Annotated in this window: 24 protein-coding genes; 1 reads left to right on the top strand and 23 read right to left on the bottom strand. The window is 37.9% G+C overall.

Annotated elements, in window-relative coordinates:
• Positions 1-271: 271 nt before the first annotated feature.
• The 22 genes from ACP3VS_RS15710 to prsW all read right to left on the bottom strand — a co-directional run bounded on the left by ACP3VS_RS15710 (position 272) and on the right by prsW (position 19,312).
• Positions 272-421, bottom strand: coding sequence for a hypothetical protein (locus ACP3VS_RS15710; RefSeq protein WP_198695176.1), 150 nt, complete (start codon positions 419-421; stop codon positions 272-274).
• Positions 422-570: 149 nt separating this feature from the next.
• On the bottom strand, positions 571-930 hold the full coding sequence (locus ACP3VS_RS15715; RefSeq protein ID WP_198695174.1) for a hypothetical protein: 360 nt from the start codon (positions 928-930) through the stop codon (positions 571-573).
• Between the two features lie 211 nt (positions 931-1,141).
• Positions 1,142-1,432 carry a hypothetical protein gene (locus tag ACP3VS_RS15720; protein WP_198695172.1) on the bottom strand — a complete coding sequence of 97 codons (291 nt, stop codon included), beginning with the start codon at positions 1,430-1,432 and terminating at the stop codon, positions 1,142-1,144.
• A gap of 799 nt (positions 1,433-2,231) precedes the next feature.
• The gene (locus ACP3VS_RS15725; RefSeq protein ID WP_232900780.1) at positions 2,232-3,230 is read right to left on the bottom strand and encodes a tyrosine-type recombinase/integrase; all 999 of its coding nucleotides are present in this window, start codon (positions 3,228-3,230) and stop codon (positions 2,232-2,234) included.
• Positions 3,231-3,336: 106 nt separating this feature from the next.
• Positions 3,337-3,753, bottom strand: coding sequence for a nucleoside-diphosphate kinase (ndk, locus tag ACP3VS_RS15730; RefSeq protein WP_012293620.1), 417 nt, complete (start codon positions 3,751-3,753; stop codon positions 3,337-3,339).
• Between the two features lie 86 nt (positions 3,754-3,839).
• Positions 3,840-4,814, bottom strand: coding sequence for a heptaprenyl diphosphate synthase component II (hepT, locus tag ACP3VS_RS15735; protein WP_012293619.1), 975 nt, complete (start codon positions 4,812-4,814; stop codon positions 3,840-3,842).
• A 19-nt stretch (positions 4,815-4,833) separates the two neighbouring features.
• Entirely contained in the window at positions 4,834-5,538 is a 705-nt protein-coding gene (locus ACP3VS_RS15740; protein WP_012293618.1) for a demethylmenaquinone methyltransferase, read from the bottom strand.
• A 14-nt stretch (positions 5,539-5,552) separates the two neighbouring features.
• Positions 5,553-6,320 (bottom strand): heptaprenyl diphosphate synthase component 1, encoded by a 768-nt coding sequence (locus ACP3VS_RS15745; protein ID WP_426389178.1) that lies wholly within the window; start codon positions 6,318-6,320, stop codon positions 5,553-5,555.
• Positions 6,321-6,572: 252 nt separating this feature from the next.
• The gene (mtrB, locus tag ACP3VS_RS15750) at positions 6,573-6,791 is read right to left on the bottom strand and encodes a trp RNA-binding attenuation protein MtrB (protein WP_004232621.1); all 219 of its coding nucleotides are present in this window, start codon (positions 6,789-6,791) and stop codon (positions 6,573-6,575) included.
• Between the two features lie 62 nt (positions 6,792-6,853).
• Positions 6,854-7,423 carry a GTP cyclohydrolase I FolE gene (gene folE / locus ACP3VS_RS15755; RefSeq protein ID WP_012293615.1) on the bottom strand — a complete coding sequence of 190 codons (570 nt, stop codon included), beginning with the start codon at positions 7,421-7,423 and terminating at the stop codon, positions 6,854-6,856.
• A gap of 219 nt (positions 7,424-7,642) precedes the next feature.
• Positions 7,643-7,915: an HU family DNA-binding protein gene (locus ACP3VS_RS15760; RefSeq protein ID WP_004232618.1), complete on the bottom strand. Its 273-nt coding sequence runs from the start codon at positions 7,913-7,915 to the stop codon at positions 7,643-7,645.
• Between the two features lie 199 nt (positions 7,916-8,114).
• Positions 8,115-9,593 carry a stage IV sporulation protein A gene (gene spoIVA / locus ACP3VS_RS15765; RefSeq protein ID WP_031417971.1) on the bottom strand — a complete coding sequence of 493 codons (1,479 nt, stop codon included), beginning with the start codon at positions 9,591-9,593 and terminating at the stop codon, positions 8,115-8,117.
• Between the two features lie 93 nt (positions 9,594-9,686).
• Positions 9,687-10,469 carry a hypothetical protein gene (locus ACP3VS_RS15770; RefSeq protein ID WP_031417970.1) on the bottom strand — a complete coding sequence of 261 codons (783 nt, stop codon included), beginning with the start codon at positions 10,467-10,469 and terminating at the stop codon, positions 9,687-9,689.
• A gap of 22 nt (positions 10,470-10,491) precedes the next feature.
• Positions 10,492-10,704, bottom strand: coding sequence for a DUF2768 domain-containing protein (locus ACP3VS_RS15775; protein ID WP_008180416.1), 213 nt, complete (start codon positions 10,702-10,704; stop codon positions 10,492-10,494).
• A 223-nt stretch (positions 10,705-10,927) separates the two neighbouring features.
• The gene (locus tag ACP3VS_RS15780) at positions 10,928-11,944 is read right to left on the bottom strand and encodes an NAD(P)H-dependent glycerol-3-phosphate dehydrogenase (RefSeq protein ID WP_012293609.1); all 1,017 of its coding nucleotides are present in this window, start codon (positions 11,942-11,944) and stop codon (positions 10,928-10,930) included.
• A gap of 107 nt (positions 11,945-12,051) precedes the next feature.
• Positions 12,052-13,362 carry a ribosome biogenesis GTPase Der gene (gene der / locus ACP3VS_RS15785; protein WP_031417969.1) on the bottom strand — a complete coding sequence of 437 codons (1,311 nt, stop codon included), beginning with the start codon at positions 13,360-13,362 and terminating at the stop codon, positions 12,052-12,054.
• A gap of 290 nt (positions 13,363-13,652) precedes the next feature.
• The gene (gene rpsA / locus ACP3VS_RS15790) at positions 13,653-14,789 is read right to left on the bottom strand and encodes a 30S ribosomal protein S1 (RefSeq protein WP_031417967.1); all 1,137 of its coding nucleotides are present in this window, start codon (positions 14,787-14,789) and stop codon (positions 13,653-13,655) included.
• A gap of 102 nt (positions 14,790-14,891) precedes the next feature.
• The gene (gene cmk / locus ACP3VS_RS15795; protein WP_012293605.1) at positions 14,892-15,566 is read right to left on the bottom strand and encodes a (d)CMP kinase; all 675 of its coding nucleotides are present in this window, start codon (positions 15,564-15,566) and stop codon (positions 14,892-14,894) included.
• Positions 15,567-15,662: 96 nt separating this feature from the next.
• Entirely contained in the window at positions 15,663-16,322 is a 660-nt protein-coding gene (locus tag ACP3VS_RS15800) for a flagellar brake protein (RefSeq protein WP_012293604.1), read from the bottom strand.
• Between the two features lie 86 nt (positions 16,323-16,408).
• Positions 16,409-17,692 (bottom strand): PepSY1/2 domain-containing protein, encoded by a 1,284-nt coding sequence (locus tag ACP3VS_RS15805; protein ID WP_031417965.1) that lies wholly within the window; start codon positions 17,690-17,692, stop codon positions 16,409-16,411.
• 15 nt (positions 17,693-17,707) lie between these two features.
• Positions 17,708-18,541, bottom strand: a complete 834-nt coding sequence (sleB, locus tag ACP3VS_RS15810) for a spore cortex-lytic enzyme (RefSeq protein WP_031417963.1) — start codon at positions 18,539-18,541, stop codon at positions 17,708-17,710.
• 96 nt (positions 18,542-18,637) lie between these two features.
• Entirely contained in the window at positions 18,638-19,312 is a 675-nt protein-coding gene (gene prsW, locus ACP3VS_RS15815; RefSeq protein WP_012293601.1) for a glutamic-type intramembrane protease PrsW, read from the bottom strand.
• Between the two features lie 84 nt (positions 19,313-19,396).
• Here prsW and ACP3VS_RS15820 point away from each other — a divergent pair, with 84 nt between their 5' ends.
• The gene (locus ACP3VS_RS15820; protein WP_198695167.1) at positions 19,397-20,365 is read left to right on the top strand and encodes an asparaginase; all 969 of its coding nucleotides are present in this window, start codon (positions 19,397-19,399) and stop codon (positions 20,363-20,365) included.
• A 28-nt stretch (positions 20,366-20,393) separates the two neighbouring features.
• Here the strand turns inward: ACP3VS_RS15820 and ACP3VS_RS15825 are convergent, their stop codons facing one another.
• Positions 20,394-21,935, bottom strand: coding sequence for an aminotransferase class V-fold PLP-dependent enzyme (locus tag ACP3VS_RS15825; protein WP_426389186.1), 1,542 nt, complete (start codon positions 21,933-21,935; stop codon positions 20,394-20,396).
• Positions 21,936-21,939: the final 4 nt, after the last annotated feature.

The following is a 21,939-nucleotide window of genomic DNA, read 5'->3' on the forward strand; positions in this document are numbered from 1 at the left end:
ATAGCGCATAACGGCATCGAGTTTTTGTTCATTTGTAAATTTCGTCATAAAAAAACTACACCTCCAATTGTTAGATGAGTCTAACAATTGGGGTGCAGTTCAATAGTGGCAATCGTCTTTCTTTTTATTTGCTTTTCTTTTTCTTCTTCTTTTTTGGAGCAGTAGGGATGTCGTACTTCTCCGTTTGCTTACGAACACTCTCCGCAAACTTGTCCAGCTTTGCCTTATTGTACATCGATTACCGCATCTCTATCAATCTTACATGCTCTGACTAATTGGCAGTGCTTTCGTTTCCATCTATAACGTTCTTTACTTTTTTCTTTTTCCTATTCTTTTTCGGCATTGTCGGGTAGCCAGACTTCTCTGATATTATTCGAACCTTCTCAGCAAGTTCTTTTATTTTTTCTTCGTTGTACCTCATTCTGCACCGTCCTTTGCTGCTTTTAGTACTAATATGTAATAGATGGCTTAAATATGCGCTAGGTGTTTGCCTAAGCCTAAACCTACTTGCTCAACAACAAAATATGACGAAGAAAGAGCGCTCTAGTATATAGCTAGGCGCCTTCTATATTATAGCGATTCTTCTATTAATTGAATTATTTCAGCATGGTGCTTATCTAGTTTCCCATTAAATTCTTCCAAGAATATATCGAATGGTTTATTAAATTCAGAGGTGAAATATTCAACTACACATTCTTTTGTACAAAATTCCATTGCATGGTACTCCATAAATTCCATTGCATCTGGATGGGGATCAACAATATAGAACCAAGCTTTATTACCTTCTGAATCATATTTTATTAATGTACTACAATTTTTACAACGCCTTGCTTTTTTATTTATTTGCTTTAGCTCAACTATTTCATCAATTGTAACTTTTTCTACATGATCTCTTTTATATTCTTCTACTGATTTATACCCCAAAAACATATGAATCACCCCTTTACATTTATTATACAAATTTATATATTATTTCAAATAAGTATTTTGTAATTATTACTTGATATATTTTTGTCATCCCCCATCATGATGCCGAGATAAGGAAAACGGCTTGGCGCTGATTTTTCAGTAGCATTTAAGTAGATAAAAAGCGACCGTTCCCAGTAGTCACAACATAACGATTTGACAATGTTGCACTTTGTTAACTTTTTTTGTGTTTTTGATCATCTTGTAAAAGAGTAATCCACAACGCTAACACCCCACCAAAAAGCATTGGACCAATGTTATTTGCGGATGTAGTTATTAATGCCGTTATGTATAACCAAAGCAGTATAGAAGATACACCTGCTATACTTTTGTATTCTTTATACCCTTTCTCTTTAAAGCGTTTCATAAATATTTCAATAGAAAGAGCCAAAAATATTGCTGCAGATGCGATTAGAAAAACTGTTAATACTACTAAAGGATTATGATGTAAATTATATGCCTTCACAATGCTTCCACAAGCTTTATAGAAGGTATTACTTAGGTCGAAATATTCAAACATTTTCATTAAACATACTATATAAATAAAGCCCGATACTCCCAAAAAGAATTTCCTATTATATATAATAACCATCTCCCAAATACCATTTTTTTTATTATAATATATTTAAATCCATCTGCATAAATAGAGTTTGACAATCGCACCCATTTTCATCAGAATAGCTGCTCACTCCGGGAAATTGGGCATAGTGGTTACCTATAATCGCTAGACACGTAGAAAAACGCGAATAGCAACAATAAGTAACAACCGCATATTTCAGCTTCATAGTGACGTCCTGGGTTTCTCGTATGCTCCTGTTAGGTTGGGATATTTCTATCCGTATGTACTCGTCTTTTTATCGTCCTAGACGTGTGGTAGTCCTTAATTGAGCGTATTTGCACGCTGATTGTCCGCTTGCACATGCTTACCCTAGCCGATAAACCATGCCGCGCCCTTAAATGGTGGCGCTCACCAATTCATCGCAACCGTAACAGGAAACGGCTTGTCTTGCGATATATCCGAATTCCCTGCGTTGGCTCGGCGTAACCTGACGTGTTTTTTAATGACGCTTAAACGGCTCCTCGTCAGTGAGCGTTCCTAAAAAAGACAATAGGAAAGCAGGCCTTTGCATTTTACGAATTTCCGAGGTAAAATGAAGGCATATAATCGCTCATATTCAGTTATGGGTGAACACTATTTGCCTGCCAGCGATAGTGTAATCGTTTAAGAAGTCGTTAGTGTTGTCGCACTAGCGGCTTTTATCTTTTTATAAATAATCACGTAAATTTCGTACAACTGTAGATGTATCCAATCCTAGATAGCGAGAAGTCGTACTCAAATCACTGTGACCATAGGCGTGTGAAATTAAATTTACATCTGCACCTCGTTTTAAAAGGTTCTGACCGTAAAGGCGCCTTATTGAATGCGGGTTAACATTTTTAAGACCCCAACGCTTACTGTACATCCACAAATTTTTGGAAATTAAATTAGATGGAGAAACAGAATTAGAAATGGGGATTCCAATATTTGATACAAAAATATAATCGTTTTTCTGACGATGCTCTTTCCTAATATCATTGTTTACACTTATTAATTCCTTCAATAAAGCGCATATCTCATCATCGATAGGTAGCATTAAAGTGCGATGACTTTTCATAATCTCACCAGGTAAAATAAGCGTCTTACTTTCAAAATCAATATTCTTCTCACGCAATAAACCTAAACTTTTAATCCTGATCCCAGTTTTATAAAGCAATAAGATAGCAATAGAATCTCGGAACCCACTGAAAGTAGACTTATCTAGCAAAGAAATAAGTAACGATAATTCTTTTTCCGTAGCAGCCTCTTTAAAGGCCGTGTCGACCTTTATTTTAATGCTTTTCCAAAAAACCGACGCTAACCAGCCATTATCATAAAAACGCGCTAGAACCGCGCTAATCTGCTTTAGTCGACCTTTTAGCGTTGTATCTCTAACGTCTTTAAAAGAAAATAAATATTCGTAAATTTTATCGTTATTGATTTCATGTAGATAGACAACGTTAGTTACTTCGACAAACTTCGAAAAGTTGTAATTATAACTGTCAATTGTACGAGGTCTTAGCCCGAGCAATTTCCACTGCTGATTAACAATTTTCATTGCGTGATTGACTTTAATATTTCTAGTATTCGATTCCTCGTTGAAACCGAATTTATCGGTAGACTTACGCCTGGAGTTAATATCGAATAAACTTAAATCAACGTTTGAATCAACTTTATTAAAAGACAACAAAAAGCCCCCCAACTGTAATAGTTAGAGGGTTAACCGCCATTATAGCGAGTATGCTTTTGTACAATTCGGTGTTTTATCCGAGTATAGTCCGATCTTTAACGAATTAAACTAAATCTTCACCGAAGAATAAAGCGATTTCGCGCTCTGCAGAAGCAAGAGAGTCAGAACCGTGGATGATGTTGTGAGAAACAGTTGTTGCATAGTCACCACGGATTGTACCTGGGTTAGATTCCTCAGGTTTAGTTGCTCCCATCATTGTACGAGCAAGCTTAATTACGTTTTCGCCTTCCCATACCATAGCGAATACAGGACCAGAAGTGATGAAATCAACTAGTTCCCCAAAGAATGGACGCTCAGCATGTTCAGCATAGTGCTTTTCTGCTAATTCTTTTGGAATTACCATTAATTTAGCACCTTTCATTACAAAACCGCGACGTTCAAAACGATCAACGATGTCTCCAACTACTTGACGCTCAACGCCATCTGGCTTAACCATTAAAAAAGTTTGTTCAATTGCCATGTTTAAAACACTCCTTAAGTTCTTCTAACAGGTTTTACACCTACCGATAAATATTAACAAAAAACGCGACTTTGTACAACAAAAAGCTAGAATTTGCGCTTACCCATAAACAATGCGACATCACGTAGCTTTTTCTTTACGGGATGTTTTGGTAAGGCATCTATTTCTTGTAAAGCTTTTTTCAAGTATTTATCACTCATACGATTAGCTTGCTCAATTGCATGAGATTTACGCACATAGTGCAACATATTTTGACGTTCGACTTCTGTTAATGTACCGGCAAATACTTTTACTAAATAAGGCTGCATCTCCGGATCATCCTTTAACAAGAGAATCGGTAAGGTAATATTGCCTTGTAGTAAATCACTACCCGCTGGCTTTCCTAGCTCCTTATCTGTTGCCATTATATCTAAAACATCGTCGATAATTTGGAAGCTCATGCCCACAAAGTAGCCGAAGCGCTTTAAATGACGTACAGTTTTAGCATCAACGCCTGCCGCCACAGCCCCTAACTCACAACTTGAGGAAATGAGTAAAGCTGTTTTGCGTTTGATTCTTCTAAAATAATCTTTTAAACCTTGATCTAGTCTAAATTTATCTTCAATTTGAATAACTTCACCGTTACAAATCTCAACCATGGTACGTGCTAAAATTTGATGAACTAGTGGGTCTTCTAATTTTGTAATATATTCGAGAGCACGTGCAAAAATAAAATCGCCCGTGTACATTGCTACTCGGTTATTCCATTGCGCTTTGACAGTTGGGCGTCCTCTTCGCATATTGGAATCATCAATAACATCATCATGGACAAGTGATGCCATATGAATGAGTTCTAAAGGGACTGCAACATCCTTCATCTTCTCAATGTCATATTCACCAAATTTTGCACCTAGTAATACAAAAATTGGTCGTATACGTTTGCCACCAGCTTGTAATAAATGGAGAGAAGCATCGTTGATCAAATATGAAGATGAGTCCACCGCATTTTCTAACTCTCGTTCAATGATATCGATATCTGATTTCAAATCGGAATAGAGTAGTTTTAACTTCATCTTTTCCACGTGTGAAAACCTTCCCCCATTAACGTATCTTTTTAAAGCCTATATGCATTGCCGCAGCCCCGCCACTGTATGCTTTGTACGTTACTTTTTCTAATCCTGCCTGCTCAAACAATGCCGCTAACTTTTTCATACCTGGGAAATCATTCGCAGATTCTTGAAGCCAAGAATACTCCTTATAACTTTTCGCAAATATTTTACCAAATATCGGCATTATATATTTAAAATAAAAACGGAATAATTGACGGTAACCAGGAATTTCAGATTGAGATGTTTCTAAACATACAACCATACCACCTGGTTTTACGACACGGTGCATTTCCTTTAATACTTGCAAATAATCTGGTACATTGCGTAGACCAAAACCAATCGTCACATAATCAAACGTATCATCTGGAAAAGGTAATTCCATAGCATTTCCATGAATCAATTCAATTTGCGGATATGGTTGTACTTTTTTTTCGCCAACTTTAAGCATGTTTTGACTAAAGTCGAGTCCTTTAACTTCTCCACTTTCTCCAACTGCCTCAGCCAATGCGATCGTCCAATCTGCTGTACCACAGCAAACATCCAATGCCTTTGATCCCGGTTTGACAGCCATGTGTTTCATGGTATCGTTACGCCAACCAATATGCATTTGGAAACTAATAACACCGTTCATTTTGTCATAATTATCCGAGATACTCTCAAATACTTCATGAACATGCTCTGCTTTCGTTTTAGCCATTTTGAAAACCTCTCTTATCCGTTAGTAGAAGCAATAGAAGCCTCTACATGTGCATGTAAAGCTCGTTTCACATCATTTTGTAAAAATGATGCATTCTCCACCATCTTTGACAGCTCTATTTTTAAATGCACTATTTTCTGCTTGATGACGCTATGAAAAGTTGTACCATGACGTTGAACACTTTCTTCAAGTGCCTTACCTATTAAAGACGATTGTCCACGTTGATAAGCTGTCATTTCTTTTTCTAAACGTAAAATCAATAAACTTTTTTCCATTAACGGTATATATTCACTAAAAGAATAAAGCTCGAAAAATTGAGCAATTAATCCTGATTCAATATTGCACATCGAAGCATACCATTGCTCGATCGTTCTTTGTTCAGCCTCATAAACCTTTATCTGGTTTTCACATCGTGTCACAATTCCTTGTGACAATTTTCGTATCAATTCGACATTTCCAGACATTGCTAATATTTCGTAATAACGACCACTATAAAAATCCCCAGCTAATACCGTTAGCTGCTGTTCTTTAGAAGTAGCATCTAATTCTTTTATATGATCGTGTGCCGCCAATGCCGCATACACAATGCCAACAGTAATGGCAGCCTCTTGTTGCTCCTGTTGCCACACTTCACCATTCAAAAATGGGACTAACAAATAAAACAATTGATTTTCATCTAGCACAGGCATTCCTGTGTATTTTTGCAAAGTTCTATGACGAACATCCATGAAAATCTCTGTTTTTAACTGGGCAATTGAATTTTGAATGTATGTTGCATTCATAGACCTTACTCCATTTCACTTTCAAATACGTTAATCCTATCTTAGTCTTAACGTTTGCTTACTGAGTCATTATAGCATACGCAACGATGCGGAATAAAAAAATTTTGCTTACTTCAAGAGGATAGGCAGTAAAGCTTTCCCATGAGGTGGGAATGCTACTGCCCATATAATTAGTTTTTCACATCTAACTCATTTATATGTGCCTAAATGGCACGGATAAAAACTATTATGAAACCATATCTTGTCTATTTATTATTTTTTTGCTTCACTATTAATCACACCATGTGCTGTATGAATCTGTGCTTTCCCTCGAATTTTCATCGCAGAAGTGTGTTCTGTAAATTGAGCAATCATAACTTCGCCGGCATCTAACTTTTCAGAATGATGGAACTTTGTATCTGTTCCACGCGTTAAACCAATGACATGTACACCATCTTCTTCAGCTTGAATAACAATATAATCTTGTGACATTCTTGTACACTCCTTAAATCCGACAAATTCTTAGTTCATCATAACATAATTAGACAAGCAATTTAAGACATTTGAATAAATGATAGAACTTCTCTACGTTTCACTTCATCTTCCTCGTAAACACCTCTTGCTACAGATGTTACGGTTTTGGAGCCTGGTTTTTTCAGCCCGCGCATGGTCATACACATGTGCTCAGCTTCAATCACCACATAAACCCCTTTTGGTGCTAGCATTTCCATTATTGTATCAGCGACTGAAGACGTAATACGCTCTTGCAACTGTGGTCGACGAGCAATTGTTTCTACTGCACGACCTAATTTGCTTAGCCCTGCCACAATGCCGTCATTCGGTATGTAAGCGACATGTGCTTTTCCATAAAACGGAACTAGATGATGCTCACACATCGAATAAAAAGGAATATCTTTGACAAGAACCAACTCTTCATGATCCTCGTGGAACACTGTTCTAAAATAGTCTTTAGCATCCTCATGTAAGCCACTAAACATCTCAGCATACATTTTGGCAACACGTTTTGGTGTATCTAATAAACCTTCTCGATTTACGTCTTCACCTACCGCCTCTAAAATCATTTTAACGGCTTCTTCTATTTTTAATAAATCTATATTCGACATTCAAAAAAACCTCCTGCATATCAAAACATTACACATTTCCCTATGCATCGTAGCACATCCAAAAGGTAAGCGCAAAATGACTTACTTGTTTCACAAAAAATTTGTTGCAAGTTAGCAAATCTAGCTTTTATATGATTATGTATTAATACTTGACGTTAAAAAGAGCAGTCTCCATGTTCGTTAACATGAAGACTGCTCTATGTAACTACTAGACGTGTATTATTTTACCGCGTCTTTAAGCGCTTTACCTGGTTTGAAAGCAGGCACCTTGCTAGCAGCGATTTCGATTTCTTTACCAGTTTGTGGGTTACGACCTTTACGAGCCGCACGTTCACGTACTTCGAAGTTACCAAAACCAATTAATTGTACTTTGTCACCCTTTGCAAGAGCATCTTGAATTGTATCAAATACAGCTTCAACTGCTTTAGAAGCGTCTTTTTTAGAAAGACCTGCAGCTTCAGCAACAGAGTTTACTAATTCTGTTTTATTCACACCATTCACCTCCTCTCAAAGGGTCATGAACCAATTCTGTAAAAAGAGTAACACATAGAAAACCGCTACGCAACTGTATTCATTCATGATTATAACCAAAAAATCAGTTTTTCACCCAAAAAATCAAAAAAAAGGACTTTTCGCATAAAAACGAAAAGCCCTTTACCTATTTTTTTACACTTCTTTTTAATTTTTATCACTATAAAATAAAGGTAACTAACCCACGATCCCCTTCATTTACCATACGTTCGATCGTTTGACGCATACGTTTTTTGGCAGTAGGTGGAACTGCATCCATTTTATAGCGAATACCTTCTTTTAATACTTCATGTAATGGTGTTCCAAATAGCTGTGTATTCCATAGAGCATCACGATCATGTAAATAAGCATGGTTCAAATCTTTTAAAAGTTGCTGACTATGGAACTCAGAGCCGATTAATGGGGCAAATTCTGAATCCATATCGACACGAATAATATGATAAGATGGCGCCTTCGCTTTCATTCGTACACCAAAGAAATTATTTTGCTTAATTAATTCTGGAGCTGTTGGCTCAAATTCCTGCATCATTGGTAATGTAACACCATAACCTGTCATATCCGCATCATGTATGGCACTTTTAAAGCGTTTTTGAGCTTCTTTTGCCTCAGCGGCTTCCTTAATAAATAGTAGCCAATCTTTTTTCGTTTCAATCGGTTCCTCTAACCATTCATTACAAACCGATTTATATAGTTCACCCTGTAAGGACACACGAATTACAGCTGTTCCAATACCCGCATCTACATGAACTACTTCACTTTGATCTATAAAATCAATAGCTTTAAAAGCGTCAGATGCTTGTTGCACATCCCTAATTTTCATAACAGAAGAAAGTACCTCTTCCATCGAATCAATCAGTGCAACATTTAATGGATGTGAGGCATCTAGCACGTCTAACCAATCTGGCTTCTCCACTTCAATTGTCCGGATTGGGAATTCAAATAGTGCCTCTTGTAAAATATACTGAATATCCGCTTCTCTCATTTGATCAATTGAAATGGCGATAACAGGAACATTATAACGTTCAAACAACTCATTACGCAGTTGAACAGTTTCTTCTCTAGCAGGCATTTGGCAATTAAGTAATATGACAAAAGGCTTGCCAATTTCTTTTAATTGCTCAACAATCTCTTCTTCTGCCTTCTCTGCAGCTCGACGACTAATACCGTTAACTGTTCCATCAGTCGTCACTACTATTCCAATATTCGCATGATCGCGAATTACTTTATCCGTACCTATTTTCGCTGCTTCCTGGAACGGAATAGGCTCTGTATGCCAAGGAGTATGAACAAATTTCGGACCATTTTCATCTTCATAGCCTTTTGTTCCTTCGATAATATAACCCACACAATCTGCTAAACGAATTTGAAATGGCATTTCATCATCACCGACCACAATACGGGTTGCTTGAGCAGGCACAAACTTCGGCTCAGCGGTCATAATGACTGGCCCTGGAGAACTTTGTGGCAACTCATCCTGTGCTCGCATTCTTTCTGTTTCATCCACAATGTTTGGTAACACGACGGATTCCATTACCTTTTTTACAAATGTTGATTTACCTACACGTACTGGACCGACAACACCAATATAAACATCGCCATTTGTTCGCTCTGCAATTTCTCTAAATACTGCTTCACTCAAGGTTTCTGCCTCCTTTATCTACGCTTTTTCACTATATGCGAGCTTGTAGACAAATATGAAAAAGCCCCTCACAAATGTAAGGAGCTTGTTTTATTATTCTTCTTTTTTCTTGGCGGCTTCGGCCTCTTGTTTTTGTCGTTCTTGGGCCTTCTTGACATCTGCCTTATAAGTGTCCATATCATAAACCGGCTCACCTTTCTCATCCACTGTATACGGAACAGAGTAGGCAGGTACTACAGGAAATTTATCGACAAGTAATTGGCGAATATCATCACCTGGTTTGACATCTGGCTTGTCTTCTTTTAGAAGTTGCCCTAAATCAATGGAATAATCTACATGCAATTCACCGTCTCCAGTCATAAAGAGTGGCAATTCGACGCCAGAATAGGGACTTTTCACAGTAACCTCTGTTTTATAGCCCAAATCCTTATAATTAATTTGGTACACATTATCAGATGTTGAACCTGTTATTGGTAAGTATTGTGTAGATAGTTTCCGAATACCTATTTCACGAATACGCTCTGCAGCATTTAAATCTACTAGTTTAACGGTCGCATCATGTTCTGGATCCCAAATAATATACTGATATATACCGCCTTTTTCATAGGCGTTTCCAGGGATCGTCGACAAATACTTCGGCATAAGCTTTTCAAAATCGATTAAATATTTGATATATAAATCTGTATCTAATTCGCTATTTTTAATGGGTACTAGCCCACCAGTTGCTTCCCGGTATTCATTAACAGCACGCTGAACAGCTGCTAGTTGGTCCACATCAGGCGTAACCTTCGCCCTTTTCTCGTCTTCTGGGTACGCACACCCGACTAACAATATGGCGGTTGCAATTACCAACAGAAAAGCACTTAGTTTTTTCATGTTACTGACACCTCGTTATTTATTATGCTGGCCAAGTGGCAACTATAAGTACCATTAAAAATGTGCCAAGTCCAAACAGTATGTATGCACATAAATTTACGATTGTTCGTAAAAATACATTTGAAATCTTGTTACGAGCTAAATAAATTAAGCCGACTGATATAATCATAAAACCTATACAATAAAACGATACCCACATTACATCTAAAGCAGGCATATGAGCTAACGGGCCCATTTCAAATAACCACCTTTCTTTCTATGTCAAGACACAATCAAAGTATATTATACTATGTGCCTTTGTTAAAAAGAAATAGTTGTCCCATAACTATCAAGAAATGGACAACCTTTTAAAATGCTTTCACTATTCAACTAATAGCACATAATAAGGTGTCTCAGTAGATTCACTAAGACACCTTATTTATGTCCGTTTCATGACAAATTTAATCATAAAAATAATATTAATGCTTCATCTCGTCAATTTCACGTTTTTTCATGCGCATCATAAGTGCATCAACAGCCACTTTCGGCTCTACATCATTAAAGAGTACGCTATAAAGCTCCGTAGAAATAGGCATTGCCACACCATACTTCTCTGCTAATTGATAGGCGGCCTTTGTAGTCCGGACTCCCTCTACAACCATTCCCATTTGATCAAGAACCTCTTGTAACTTCATGCCCTGCCCTAACATATTCCCTGCTCGCCAGTTCCTTGAGTGAACGCTTGTACACGTTACAATCAAATCTCCCATGCCCGTAAGGCCTGAGAACGTAAATGGATTACCACCCATTTTTACACCTAAACGAGTAATCTCCGCAAGCCCCCTCGTAATTAATGCCGCTTTCGCGTTATCACCATAATTCAAGCCATCTGTAATGCCTGCAGCTAAAGCGATAACATTTTTCAGTGCCCCACCAATTTCTACACCGATCACATCGTCATTTGTATAAACACGGAAGAATTGGTTCATAAATAGATCCTGTACTTTTTCAGCAGCGTCTATGTCTGCACATGCAGCTGTAACTGTTGTAGGATGATGAAGAACTACTTCCTCCGCATGACTCGGCCCTGAAAGCACTACAATTTCATCCACTTTTTCAGCAGGTAGGCTCTCTGCTAATATTTCAGAAATTCGCTTTAAAGAATCTGGTTCAATTCCTTTTGAAACATGTACAAATAAAACTTTTTTTGTTAATTCAGCCGTCAATTTTTCACAAACCTCACGAATTGCTTTTGTCGGCACAGCCACAACGATTGTTTCAGCATGTGTTGCTGCCTTTGCAATATCACTCGTAGCATGTAAATTTGTTGGCAATACCGTTTCAGGTAAATATTTTTTATTAGTATGCATACGGTTGATTTCTTCTGCCTGTTCAGCTCGATGTGTCCATACAAGCGTATCATGGCCATTTTCCGCTAGTACCATTGCCAGCGCAGACCCCCAAGAGCCTGCTCCTAACACACAAACTTTTTCCATAAAAAATCCTCCCTTATAGTGGGTTGTCTACACTAATTTTTTCTTGTAAAAAGACGCCACCCAACAAATATGTCGGGTTGGCGTATTGTATGTGTATGACTATAACTTTAAGCTCGTGCTCGTGTAATTAAACGAATCGGTGTTCCTTCAAAATCGAATGTTTCACGAATACGATTTTCTAAGAAACGTTCATAGGAGAAGTGCATAAGCTCAGGTTCATTGACAAATACCACAAATGTTGGTGGTTTAATCGCAACCTGCGTAGCATAGTAAATACGTAAACGACGACCTTTATCGGTTGGCGCAGGATTACGTGCTACAGAATCCTCTATGACTTCGTTTAAAATAGAAGATTGAATACGCATCGCATGATTCTCACTGACACGTTGGATAATTGGTAAAATCTGATGAACACGCTGTTTTGTATTCGCCGATACGAAAATAATCGGTGCATAGTCTAAAAATAGGAAATGCTCACGAATTTGCTGCGTAAAAACATTCATCGTTTTTTCGTCTTTCTCGATAGCATCCCATTTATTGACAACAATCACCACTGCTTTTCCAGCTTCATGTGCATACCCAGCAATTTTCTTATCTTGCTCCTGAATACCCTCTTCCGCATTCAGTACCACTAACACAACGTCTGAACGTTCAATCGCACGTAACGCACGCAAAACTGAATATTTCTCTGTCGTCTCATAAATTTTACCTTTTTTACGCATACCTGCAGTATCAATAATGACATATTCCTGATCTTCATACGCATAAGGTGTGTCAATTGCATCACGTGTTGTCCCTGCAATATTACTTACAATCACTCGATCTTGACCTAAGAAAGCATTCACTAAAGATGATTTCCCTACATTTGGACGACCGATTAATGAGAATTTAATCACATCATCTCCGTACTGCTCTTCATCTTCTTTTGGGAAATGTTTCGCACATTCGTCTAATAAATCCCCTAACCCTAAGCCGTGAGAGCCAGAAATTGGCCAAGGCTCACCGAAGCCCAATGCATAAAAATCATAAATCATTTCACGCATATCAGGATTATCAATCTTATTGACTGCTAAAACAACTGGTTTCTTAGTTTTGTATAAAATTTTAGCTACTTGCTCATCGGCTGCGGTTACCCCTTCACGACCATTTGTCATAAAAATAATAACGTCTGCTTCTTCAATGGCGATTTCGGCTTGTTGACGAATTTGCTCTAAAAACGGCTCGTCCCCAATTTCAATCCCACCTGTATCAATAATATTAAAATCATGTGTTAACCACTCTGCCGAACTATAAATACGATCACGTGTTACGCCTGGAATATCCTCCACAATAGACACACGCTCTCCAACGATACGGTTAAAAATCGTCGACTTACCTACGTTCGGACGACCTACGATGGCTACTACTGGTTTCGTCATCTGTACTTCATCCTTCCAACTTCTTGTCTTTCGCTATTATACACGAAAAATGCCATTATATCATATCATATCCATAAAGTAGAACGCTATGTATGGCTTTAACAATCCAAACGATTTATTTTCCCGGTTTTTTCATGTATTTTGAGAGCATGTGTGAAGGCTTTTTGAGGATAAATCCTTTGCTTTTTGAATCCTATCTACTATTTAATCCAAAGGTTCTATCCGTCACTTTCGAATTCCATTACTCCAACAAAAAAGCGAGGATACAATCTTGTATCCTCGCGTTCTTCTTATTTAAAATTTTTTAATTGATCGCCAATTACGTCTCCGAATGAGAAGCCTGTGTTTTCTTCAGGTAATTCGTAATCGATCACTTCTTCTGCTTCTGGATTTTCAAGTAATTCTTTAATGCTTAGCGCTAATCTACCGTCCTCAGCATTGACATCAAGGACTTTTACTTGTACTTCTTGTCCTTCTTTTAATGCCTCATGTGGTGTATTAATGTGTTTGTGAGCAATTTGCGAAATGTGCACTAATCCTTCAACACCAGGGAAAACTTCCACAAATGCGCCGAATGATGTAAGACGCTTCACTTTACCTTCTAAAATCGTACCTTTAGCTGCACGTTCTTCGATATTAGACCACGGTCCAGGAATCGTTTCTTTAATAGATAATGAAATGCGTTCATTTTCTGGATCAACAGATAGAACTTTTACAGTTACACCTTGTCCTTCTGATAAAACTTCACTTACATCACTCACATGCTCGTGAGACACTTGTGAAATGTGGACAAGACCATCGATACCACCAAGGTCAATAAATGCCCCAAATGATGCTAAACGCTGTACTTTACCATCTAAAACGTCGCCAGCCTTGATTTGATTTATAACGTCTTTCTTTTGTGATGCCTTTTCTGATTCAACCACTGCGCGATGAGATAAAATAAGACGATTCTTTTCTTTATCAAGCTCAACAATTTTGAAGCTTAATGATTTGCCTTTGTAGCCCTCAAAATCATCGACAAAGTAGTCTTCTACAAGTGATGCTGGTACAAAGCCACGTACACCTAAATCTACGACAAGACCACCTTTAACAATATCCTTTACTTCCGCTTCAAAAATTTCTCCTGCGGTAAATTGTTGCTCGAGTGTATCCCATGCTTTTAAAGCATCCACTTTACGTTTTGATAGGACAAAATTTTCTTCCTCAACCTTTGTAATCATCAATTCTAACTCATCCCCAACAGAGATGACATCAGAAGCTTTCTCAATGTGTAAGCTTGATAATTCGCTGATTGGGATAATACCATCAAATGGTGCACCCGGAATTGATACAGATACTGCTTTTTCATCAACTTGCTCTGCAATACCTTTGACGATATCACCCTCGTTAAACGTTTGTTCTGCATAGTTCATTTCTTCAGACATATGTAACCCTCCTTCGCATCTTCCCTTACTATTTTATTCGATATTGAAGACAAAGACAAAAATAAATCCTTTAAATTCGAAAAATGTCTGAAATTTTAGGATTTATAGCATTTTTTCTTCTGCTAATTTTAAAATAGCTTGTGCTGCATCATCGATAGACAATGCTGTCGTATCTAAAAATATGGCATCTTCTGCTTGAATAAGTGGTGATGCTTCGCGTTCACTATCTTTTTTATCACGCAATGCAATTTCTTCCTGAAGTTTTTCAAGCGAAGAGTCGATTCCTCTTTTTTGATTGTCTATGAATCGTCTTCTTGCACGTTCCTCTACCGTTGCAGACATAAAAATCTTTAGCTCTGCATTTTTCAATACATGTGTTGCAATATCGCGGCCATCCATTACGACGCCACCATTTGCTGCCAGCTTTTGTTGTTGAGCTACTAATAACTCACGAACCTTTGCATGTGCAGCTACCTGAGAAACGGATGAAGTGACTTCATTTGAACGGATATCGGCTGATACATTATGACCATCTAAAAAAACAAGCTGCCCCTGTGGAGATGGCTTTAAATCGATGGTGCTAGCCGCTAGCATCTCCGCTAATTTTGCTTCATCATCTAAATGTATGTTTTGTTGCATCGCTTTATACGTAACTGCTCGATACATTGCACCTGTATCAATGTAAGTAAAATCAAGTGCCTCAGCAACAATTTTTGCAATAGTACTTTTACCGGCACCAGCAGGACCATCTATCGCAATTTGGATGTTTTTCTTCATATTCTTCCCTACTTTCTGTCACCTCATATTGTATCATATAACCTATAAAAAGCCCTCTGCTAGAAGAGGGCTTTTAAAAAATTACTATGCGGCATATTAAGCATTAAATGGATTCAATTCTTTACGTCGATTGCCTAACTGGCGCTCAAAGCAAAAGCGAACGATATGTTGCTGGTCTACATCATCTGAATCCGTCAGCTGGATTGTTGCAATTCGTTTAGAATCTTTTTCAAAAATACGCACGACAGTTGCCTCTGTTATTACGTATTTCACATCCCCATTGACAAACGGCAAGGCAACTGTTAATTTCACCTCATCGCCATCATCGAAAGCTACTTCTCCTTTCAAAATGAGGGCTAAGCCTCCTGCACTAATATCCGCAGCTACTAACTGATATTTGTGATCCTTGAACTGAACGGCCACATCCACTGGTGTTTCAACACGGACATATTCTCGACGTTGAATTTTGATAAATTCCTCTGGCTTTGGGCAATGCAACATAATCATAGGTATATGGCCCGCTTTACGACCTATTACCTCTGTATTAAAGGCAAATGATTGTTTGTCCTCGGTACGAAAGGTTGCTCTAAATTCAGAGCCATCTATCAAAAATGCTGTTTTCTTTGTCGCCATATTAATTGGATAATCAATATAAAGAATATGATCTTGTTGCTCTACAACCTTACAGCGGAATTTCTCCACACGCTCTGTATAAGTAGGTTCAAGTTGTAATTGTGTACCAATTTTAATCTCCATGAGCATCTCCCCGTACGAAAAATATGGTTTAATTATCTCATGAGATATTAATTTTGGCTATAAAAATTGGTAGTATTTTCTTATTATTAAGTTAAATATTCCACTTTTAAAACATTATGATTTTCTGCATCAATGACGATTCTAAATGTCTCTTGTGTTTTACCATCACGCAATGCAATGACCTCATAGCATAGACGTTGTTCAAATTCCCCATTATCCGTATAAATATTTTTTACTTCTTGGACTTGAATATCATCTTGGAAGAATGTTTTCCAATCGATTGGTTTTGCTGTTTGTTTTTTAATATTCTCTTCTTGAATGTATTCCATCGCGTTTGCACCCAACAACTCACCCGTATCTTTAGCTAATTTAAGTTGAACACCATCCGCATAAATTAATGCGTTATCTCCTGGATGTACACGGGCAAATGTTACGTGCCAAGCCTGATGATTTTCGCGCGATTCCACATAGGCTACATCTTTCATGCCAAGTTTTTTGACATATTCTTCGGCTTTTTTGAGGATTTCCTCCTGTGACTGCTTCGCTTCATCAACAGGACGTTCCACTAAATAGGACAGTAAATGCCCTCCCTTTACCGTTAAATCCACATACCCTAAACGAATTCCTTGGTGGAATTGTATGTGATAGAACGGATACGGTGCCGTGTCACTACTTTTTGTTACAGTAAATGTCGCGTCTTTAATAACTGGGAATAAATATTTCACCTTTTCTAACGCTTCTTTTTCCGTAATTTCGGCATCCTGTAAAGCTTTTAACTCAATCTTTTTTTGCCAGTCTGACTCAGATAATGTTAGCGGGAAATCCTTTTCTCCATAACCTTTTAACGTGTCCTTCACTTTATCAAAGTTTGTGTTTGGATTTTTATTATCCACTTGCTGCAGCCAAACATCCATTTTTCCATTATGTTTATAAAAATCGACAGTTGCGGCTGTCCAATCATCAGACAGCGCTTGTAAATTCGAAGAAACCTGTGGCATTTTTTCACGCCAAGCTACATAATCGCCTGTCTTTGCTGTTCTCTTCGCTTCATCGCCAAGTCGCCCTAAATAATTCATCCATTCATTTGATAGTTCTTGCCCTATCGGAATATTAGCAATTGAAGAACGAACTTCTGAGCTTAAACGCCAAACTGAATCTAATTCACTGTGAATTGCCTGCTCGTCTTGAAACAGTAGTGACTGCGATACTGATCGCTGTAGATGAGATAGTTTTTCAGATGCATCTGTTAACTTATCTGTATACTGTGCTAATACGGTACGTTGTAAATCTTCTTTATCTCCATGTAAATCAATACTATATGCCCCTAACCCGATAACAGCTATCGTTAAGACCACGAGCCAAGTTTTCATCTAAGTTCCTCCTTTCTATGAACAGAAAATATGCTCTCCAATTTGTTTAATTTGCGGACGTGACCAAATCCATTTACTTGTTGCTGTTTTCGGATTGAAATAATACAATGCATTTTCAGATGGGTCCCAGCCATTCATTGCATCAATAACAGCTTCTTTTGCTCTATCATTAGGCTCTAACCAAATTTGTCCATCTGCTACCGCTGTAAACGCTAAAGGCTGAAATATAATTCCGGAAATAGTATTTGGGAAATCAGGACTTTCTAAACGGTTTAAAATAACTGCGGCTACTGCTACTTGTCCCTCATACGGCTCTCCCCTAGCTTCTCCATACACAGCATTCGCCATTAACTGTAAATCACGTTCTGTATATTTTGGAGGAACTTGCGTCTGTGTTCCATTGTTATTAGTAGTACCACTACTATTTCCTCCGCCACTGCCAGCACCACTACCTGTACTAGTTCCTTTATTCACTTGCTGATCGAGCGGAATACCACCATAATAGGTAAATTGATTACCAGCATTTAATTGCGCTTTCACCCATTTTTCATCGTAATCAGAATAACCAGCTATAGTTTTTTTGGTCTTCGCTCCAGCGATACCATCTACTGGCAAACCATATTTCTCTTGGAAATTACGTAATGCCCAGTATGTGTTATAGCCAAATTTCCCATCAATTTTACTCTTATAAAAACCTAAGTATTGTAGCCTTGCTTGCAATTCAATGACATCATCTCCATAGGCACCACGAGTAATTTGCTGGTCACTAAATGCAATCACTTCATTTTGAGGAATCGCAATTATACTAATTCCTAATATCAAAGCAAAAAGTATGCTTACTAAACGCACTTTTATCACTCCTTTTTTTTATAGCTTGAAACAAATGAGGCAATTTATACATGATAAAAAAGAATAAAGCGTAGAAATCTTGACGATTTCTACGCTTTATATTTTTTTATGCATATGCAAATGTTGTACCAGATGGTAATGCGCTAGTTTCACTTTTCGTAAGCCAAACCACCATAAAAACAGCATAAACGGAATCATTAAATAAATCCAGTGACCTTTAAATGATAATATTGTATTGTATAGAATGTGAAGTACAATTGGTGCACAAAGCGCCATAGCAATCATTTCTTTTGTCTTGGCAAGCTTTGAAAACTTAGCACGTCCATAATAGTAGCCCATTACTACGCCAAATAATGCATGACTTGATACAGGTAATAGAGCTCGCATAAATGCTGTGTCCAAGCCAAAGGATAATAAATAAAGTACGTTCTCAATTGTGGCAAAACCAAGTGATATACTTGCCCCATATAATATACCGTCATATGGATCATCGAATTCTACATGATTGTAGATGGCTATTAATAGTACAAACCATTTAAAAAATTCTTCAATAACACTAGAAAAAAGAACGTCTTGAAGGTAAAAATATCGAAAAACTCCTTCCTCTGTTAGTACATATTGTAAAAACAGAATCGGGAACGTTAAAAATGCACCGTATAAAAATGTTTGCAATAAAGTTCTTCTTGGCTCCGTAGCCATTTGATTGCGCAAATAGAAATAACTAAAAAGCGCTAGACCGGGAGCAATGGCAGCAGATAATAAAATGATCATGATGCCGGCTCCTTTCAACAATAGACTGCTATTATTATACCATGTAATGACAAAAAAACTTTTTAAAAGGAGATTTTATTTTTCATGAAAAAAACAATTTTATTAATTCATACTGGCGGCACAATCTCCATGGCGATGAGTGCTGAGGGAGCAGTTATGCCCAACAAAGAAAACCCTCTCATGAAAGAGAGTAATAAACTTAATTCATTGGCGACCATTATTGAAATAGAAGCTTTTAACCTACCTTCTCCACATATCACGCCAACAGAAATGCTTCTATTACGCAACTTGATTATGGAGCAAACTACAGCCCAGCAAATCGACGGTGTTGTTATTACGCATGGTACAGATACATTAGAAGAAACTGCCTATTTCTTAGAGCTGACAACAAATTTAGCCATCCCCATCGTACTAACAGGTGCGATGCGCTCATCCAATGAGCTTGGAGCAGATGGCATTTATAATTTGATGGAGGCAATCCGAGTAGCAGTCGATGATGAAGCTCGGGACAAAGGCGTTCTAGTTGTTATGAATGATGAGGTACATCTTGCCGTCAATACAACGAAAACGAGCACAAGTTCAGTCAATACTTTCCAATCCCCACAATATGGACCAATCGGGCTTATTACAAAATCACGTATTTTGTTCCATCATGCGCCAATTCGTCGTCAATATGTAGACGTTAATAGTTTATCTAAACGCGTAGCTATGCTAAAGGTTTATGCTGGTATGGAAGAAGATTTACTTGATGTCGTGCTCGCATGTAAATATGAAGGTGTGGTGCTTGAAGGATTAGGACAAGGAAATGTCCCTCCTTCTGTTGTAAAAGGCATTGAGAGCTTGATCCAACGCAATATCCCTGTAATCCTTGTTTCCCGCTGCTTTAATGGTATCGCAGAAGGTGTCTATGGATATGTTGGTGGCGGTAAAATGCTGGAAGACTTAGGTGCAATATTTGCCACGGGTATCAATGGTCAAAAGGCACGATTAAAATTATTAATTGGACTGAACACAACTGGAAGACCTTTAAATTTAAAGGATTTTTTCCTGTAGAATCAATGTATTCATATGGAGCACTTGCTTATGCCTCGGTTATTTGTTCATAATAGTGCAGCACTTCATGAAGACGTACAAGGGCGTCTTCGAAATCGGGCTGAATGACAGCGAATTGAAGGAATCCTCTTTGGCGTAAATATGGGCTATCACCATGAGCCAAAAGTCCATTTAAGGCTAAATCGATGTGTAAGTTTGAGAGTGTGTCTGGCAGTTGAATCGTTATAAGCATTGGGTACTGAGTTGTTGGTAATTGAAAGTGCATATATGGTAGCTGCAGTAGCGCCTCAAAACGTTGCTGTAGCTGCGCATAGCGGACTGGATAGGCTTGTAATGACTCATCTAAATTTCCGAGCAATACGGCTGGAAGCGTAAAGGGTATGGCGCCTTGGTGGTAATTTGCTAAGTCCAAGTATGCAGGCAATGTAGTGGTGGATTGTGCTAAATATTGTGAAAATACAAATGCTAGCCCACTCATTGCCCCAATTGCTTTCCCACTCACTGCGGTAGCTAAATAACAGTCCTGTAACGAAAATGGCATAGACCCAAACGTACTGATGCTATCTACACAAAGTTTTACATTATAACACTTTGCCAAATGACCAAGACTCTCTAAATCATTGCAAGTCCCCGTTGAGGTTTCCCCATGCACTACCAACATCCACTGATATGCTCCATTTTTTAGCAACGATGCTATTTTCTCGTAATCAAAAATTGTTCCCCATTGTTGTTCTGCTGCATCAAAATCTAAAGACCAACGGACCGCTTGTTTTCTTAACCGTTCACCAAATTCTCCATTTGTTAAAATAAGACCTTTTCCTAGTTGCTGAGCGTGTAGTTGAGCAAGCATCACTTCATTGGCCAAAGTTCCAGTTCCAACGATTATTCCAACATGCTTAGTATTCGCTAAATGTAGTAGCTGTTGTTGTACTCGTTCATAGATTGCCTTAAAATTTAACGAACGATGCGATAAATTGGTATAACCAATTGTCTCCAATTGCTTAACAGGTCCAGGATAAAAAGTATAGTCATCTTTTGCAAGCCTACGTTGTAGGTCATGCTCAAATACATCTCTAGTAAGCACCATTGGTAAAAACTGTGCATCCTTTGCTCCAACAGCTGGTGCAAATTGTTGAAAGCCCATTTGCTTATAGAGCTTTTCTTCACGCGTTGTTCCTGAAATTACGGCTGCGGTGTAGCCCTTTTCATAGGCAAATGTGTTTAAAGCTTGTGTGAGCCTCCATAGGACTCGCCCAGTTCGGTAATTTTTTTTCACAGCAAGTAGACGTATTTCACAAATCTTGCCACAAATCTCTTCCGGTAAAAATTGCTCTACCTTACCAATTTTTTCATCCATCGAAAAGGGTCTTTGATCTCTAAATGCTACCATTCCGATTAATTCTGTTTTTTTATACACTACTATATATGTATTTTCCTGATGGAATCTGTCAATTTTTAGTCTTTGCTTATTGGGCTCATGCTGTGGAATTTCTTCCACAAATGTCTCATAATTTAATCGCGCAATCGCCTCATACTCTTCATTTGTTTGAGCTATTTTACACCAATACATCTCG

Origin of the sequence: Lysinibacillus sp. VIII_CA (assembly GCF_049943995.1) — a bacterium.
Taxonomy (GTDB): domain Bacteria; phylum Bacillota; class Bacilli; order Bacillales_A; family Planococcaceae; genus Lysinibacillus; species Lysinibacillus pinottii.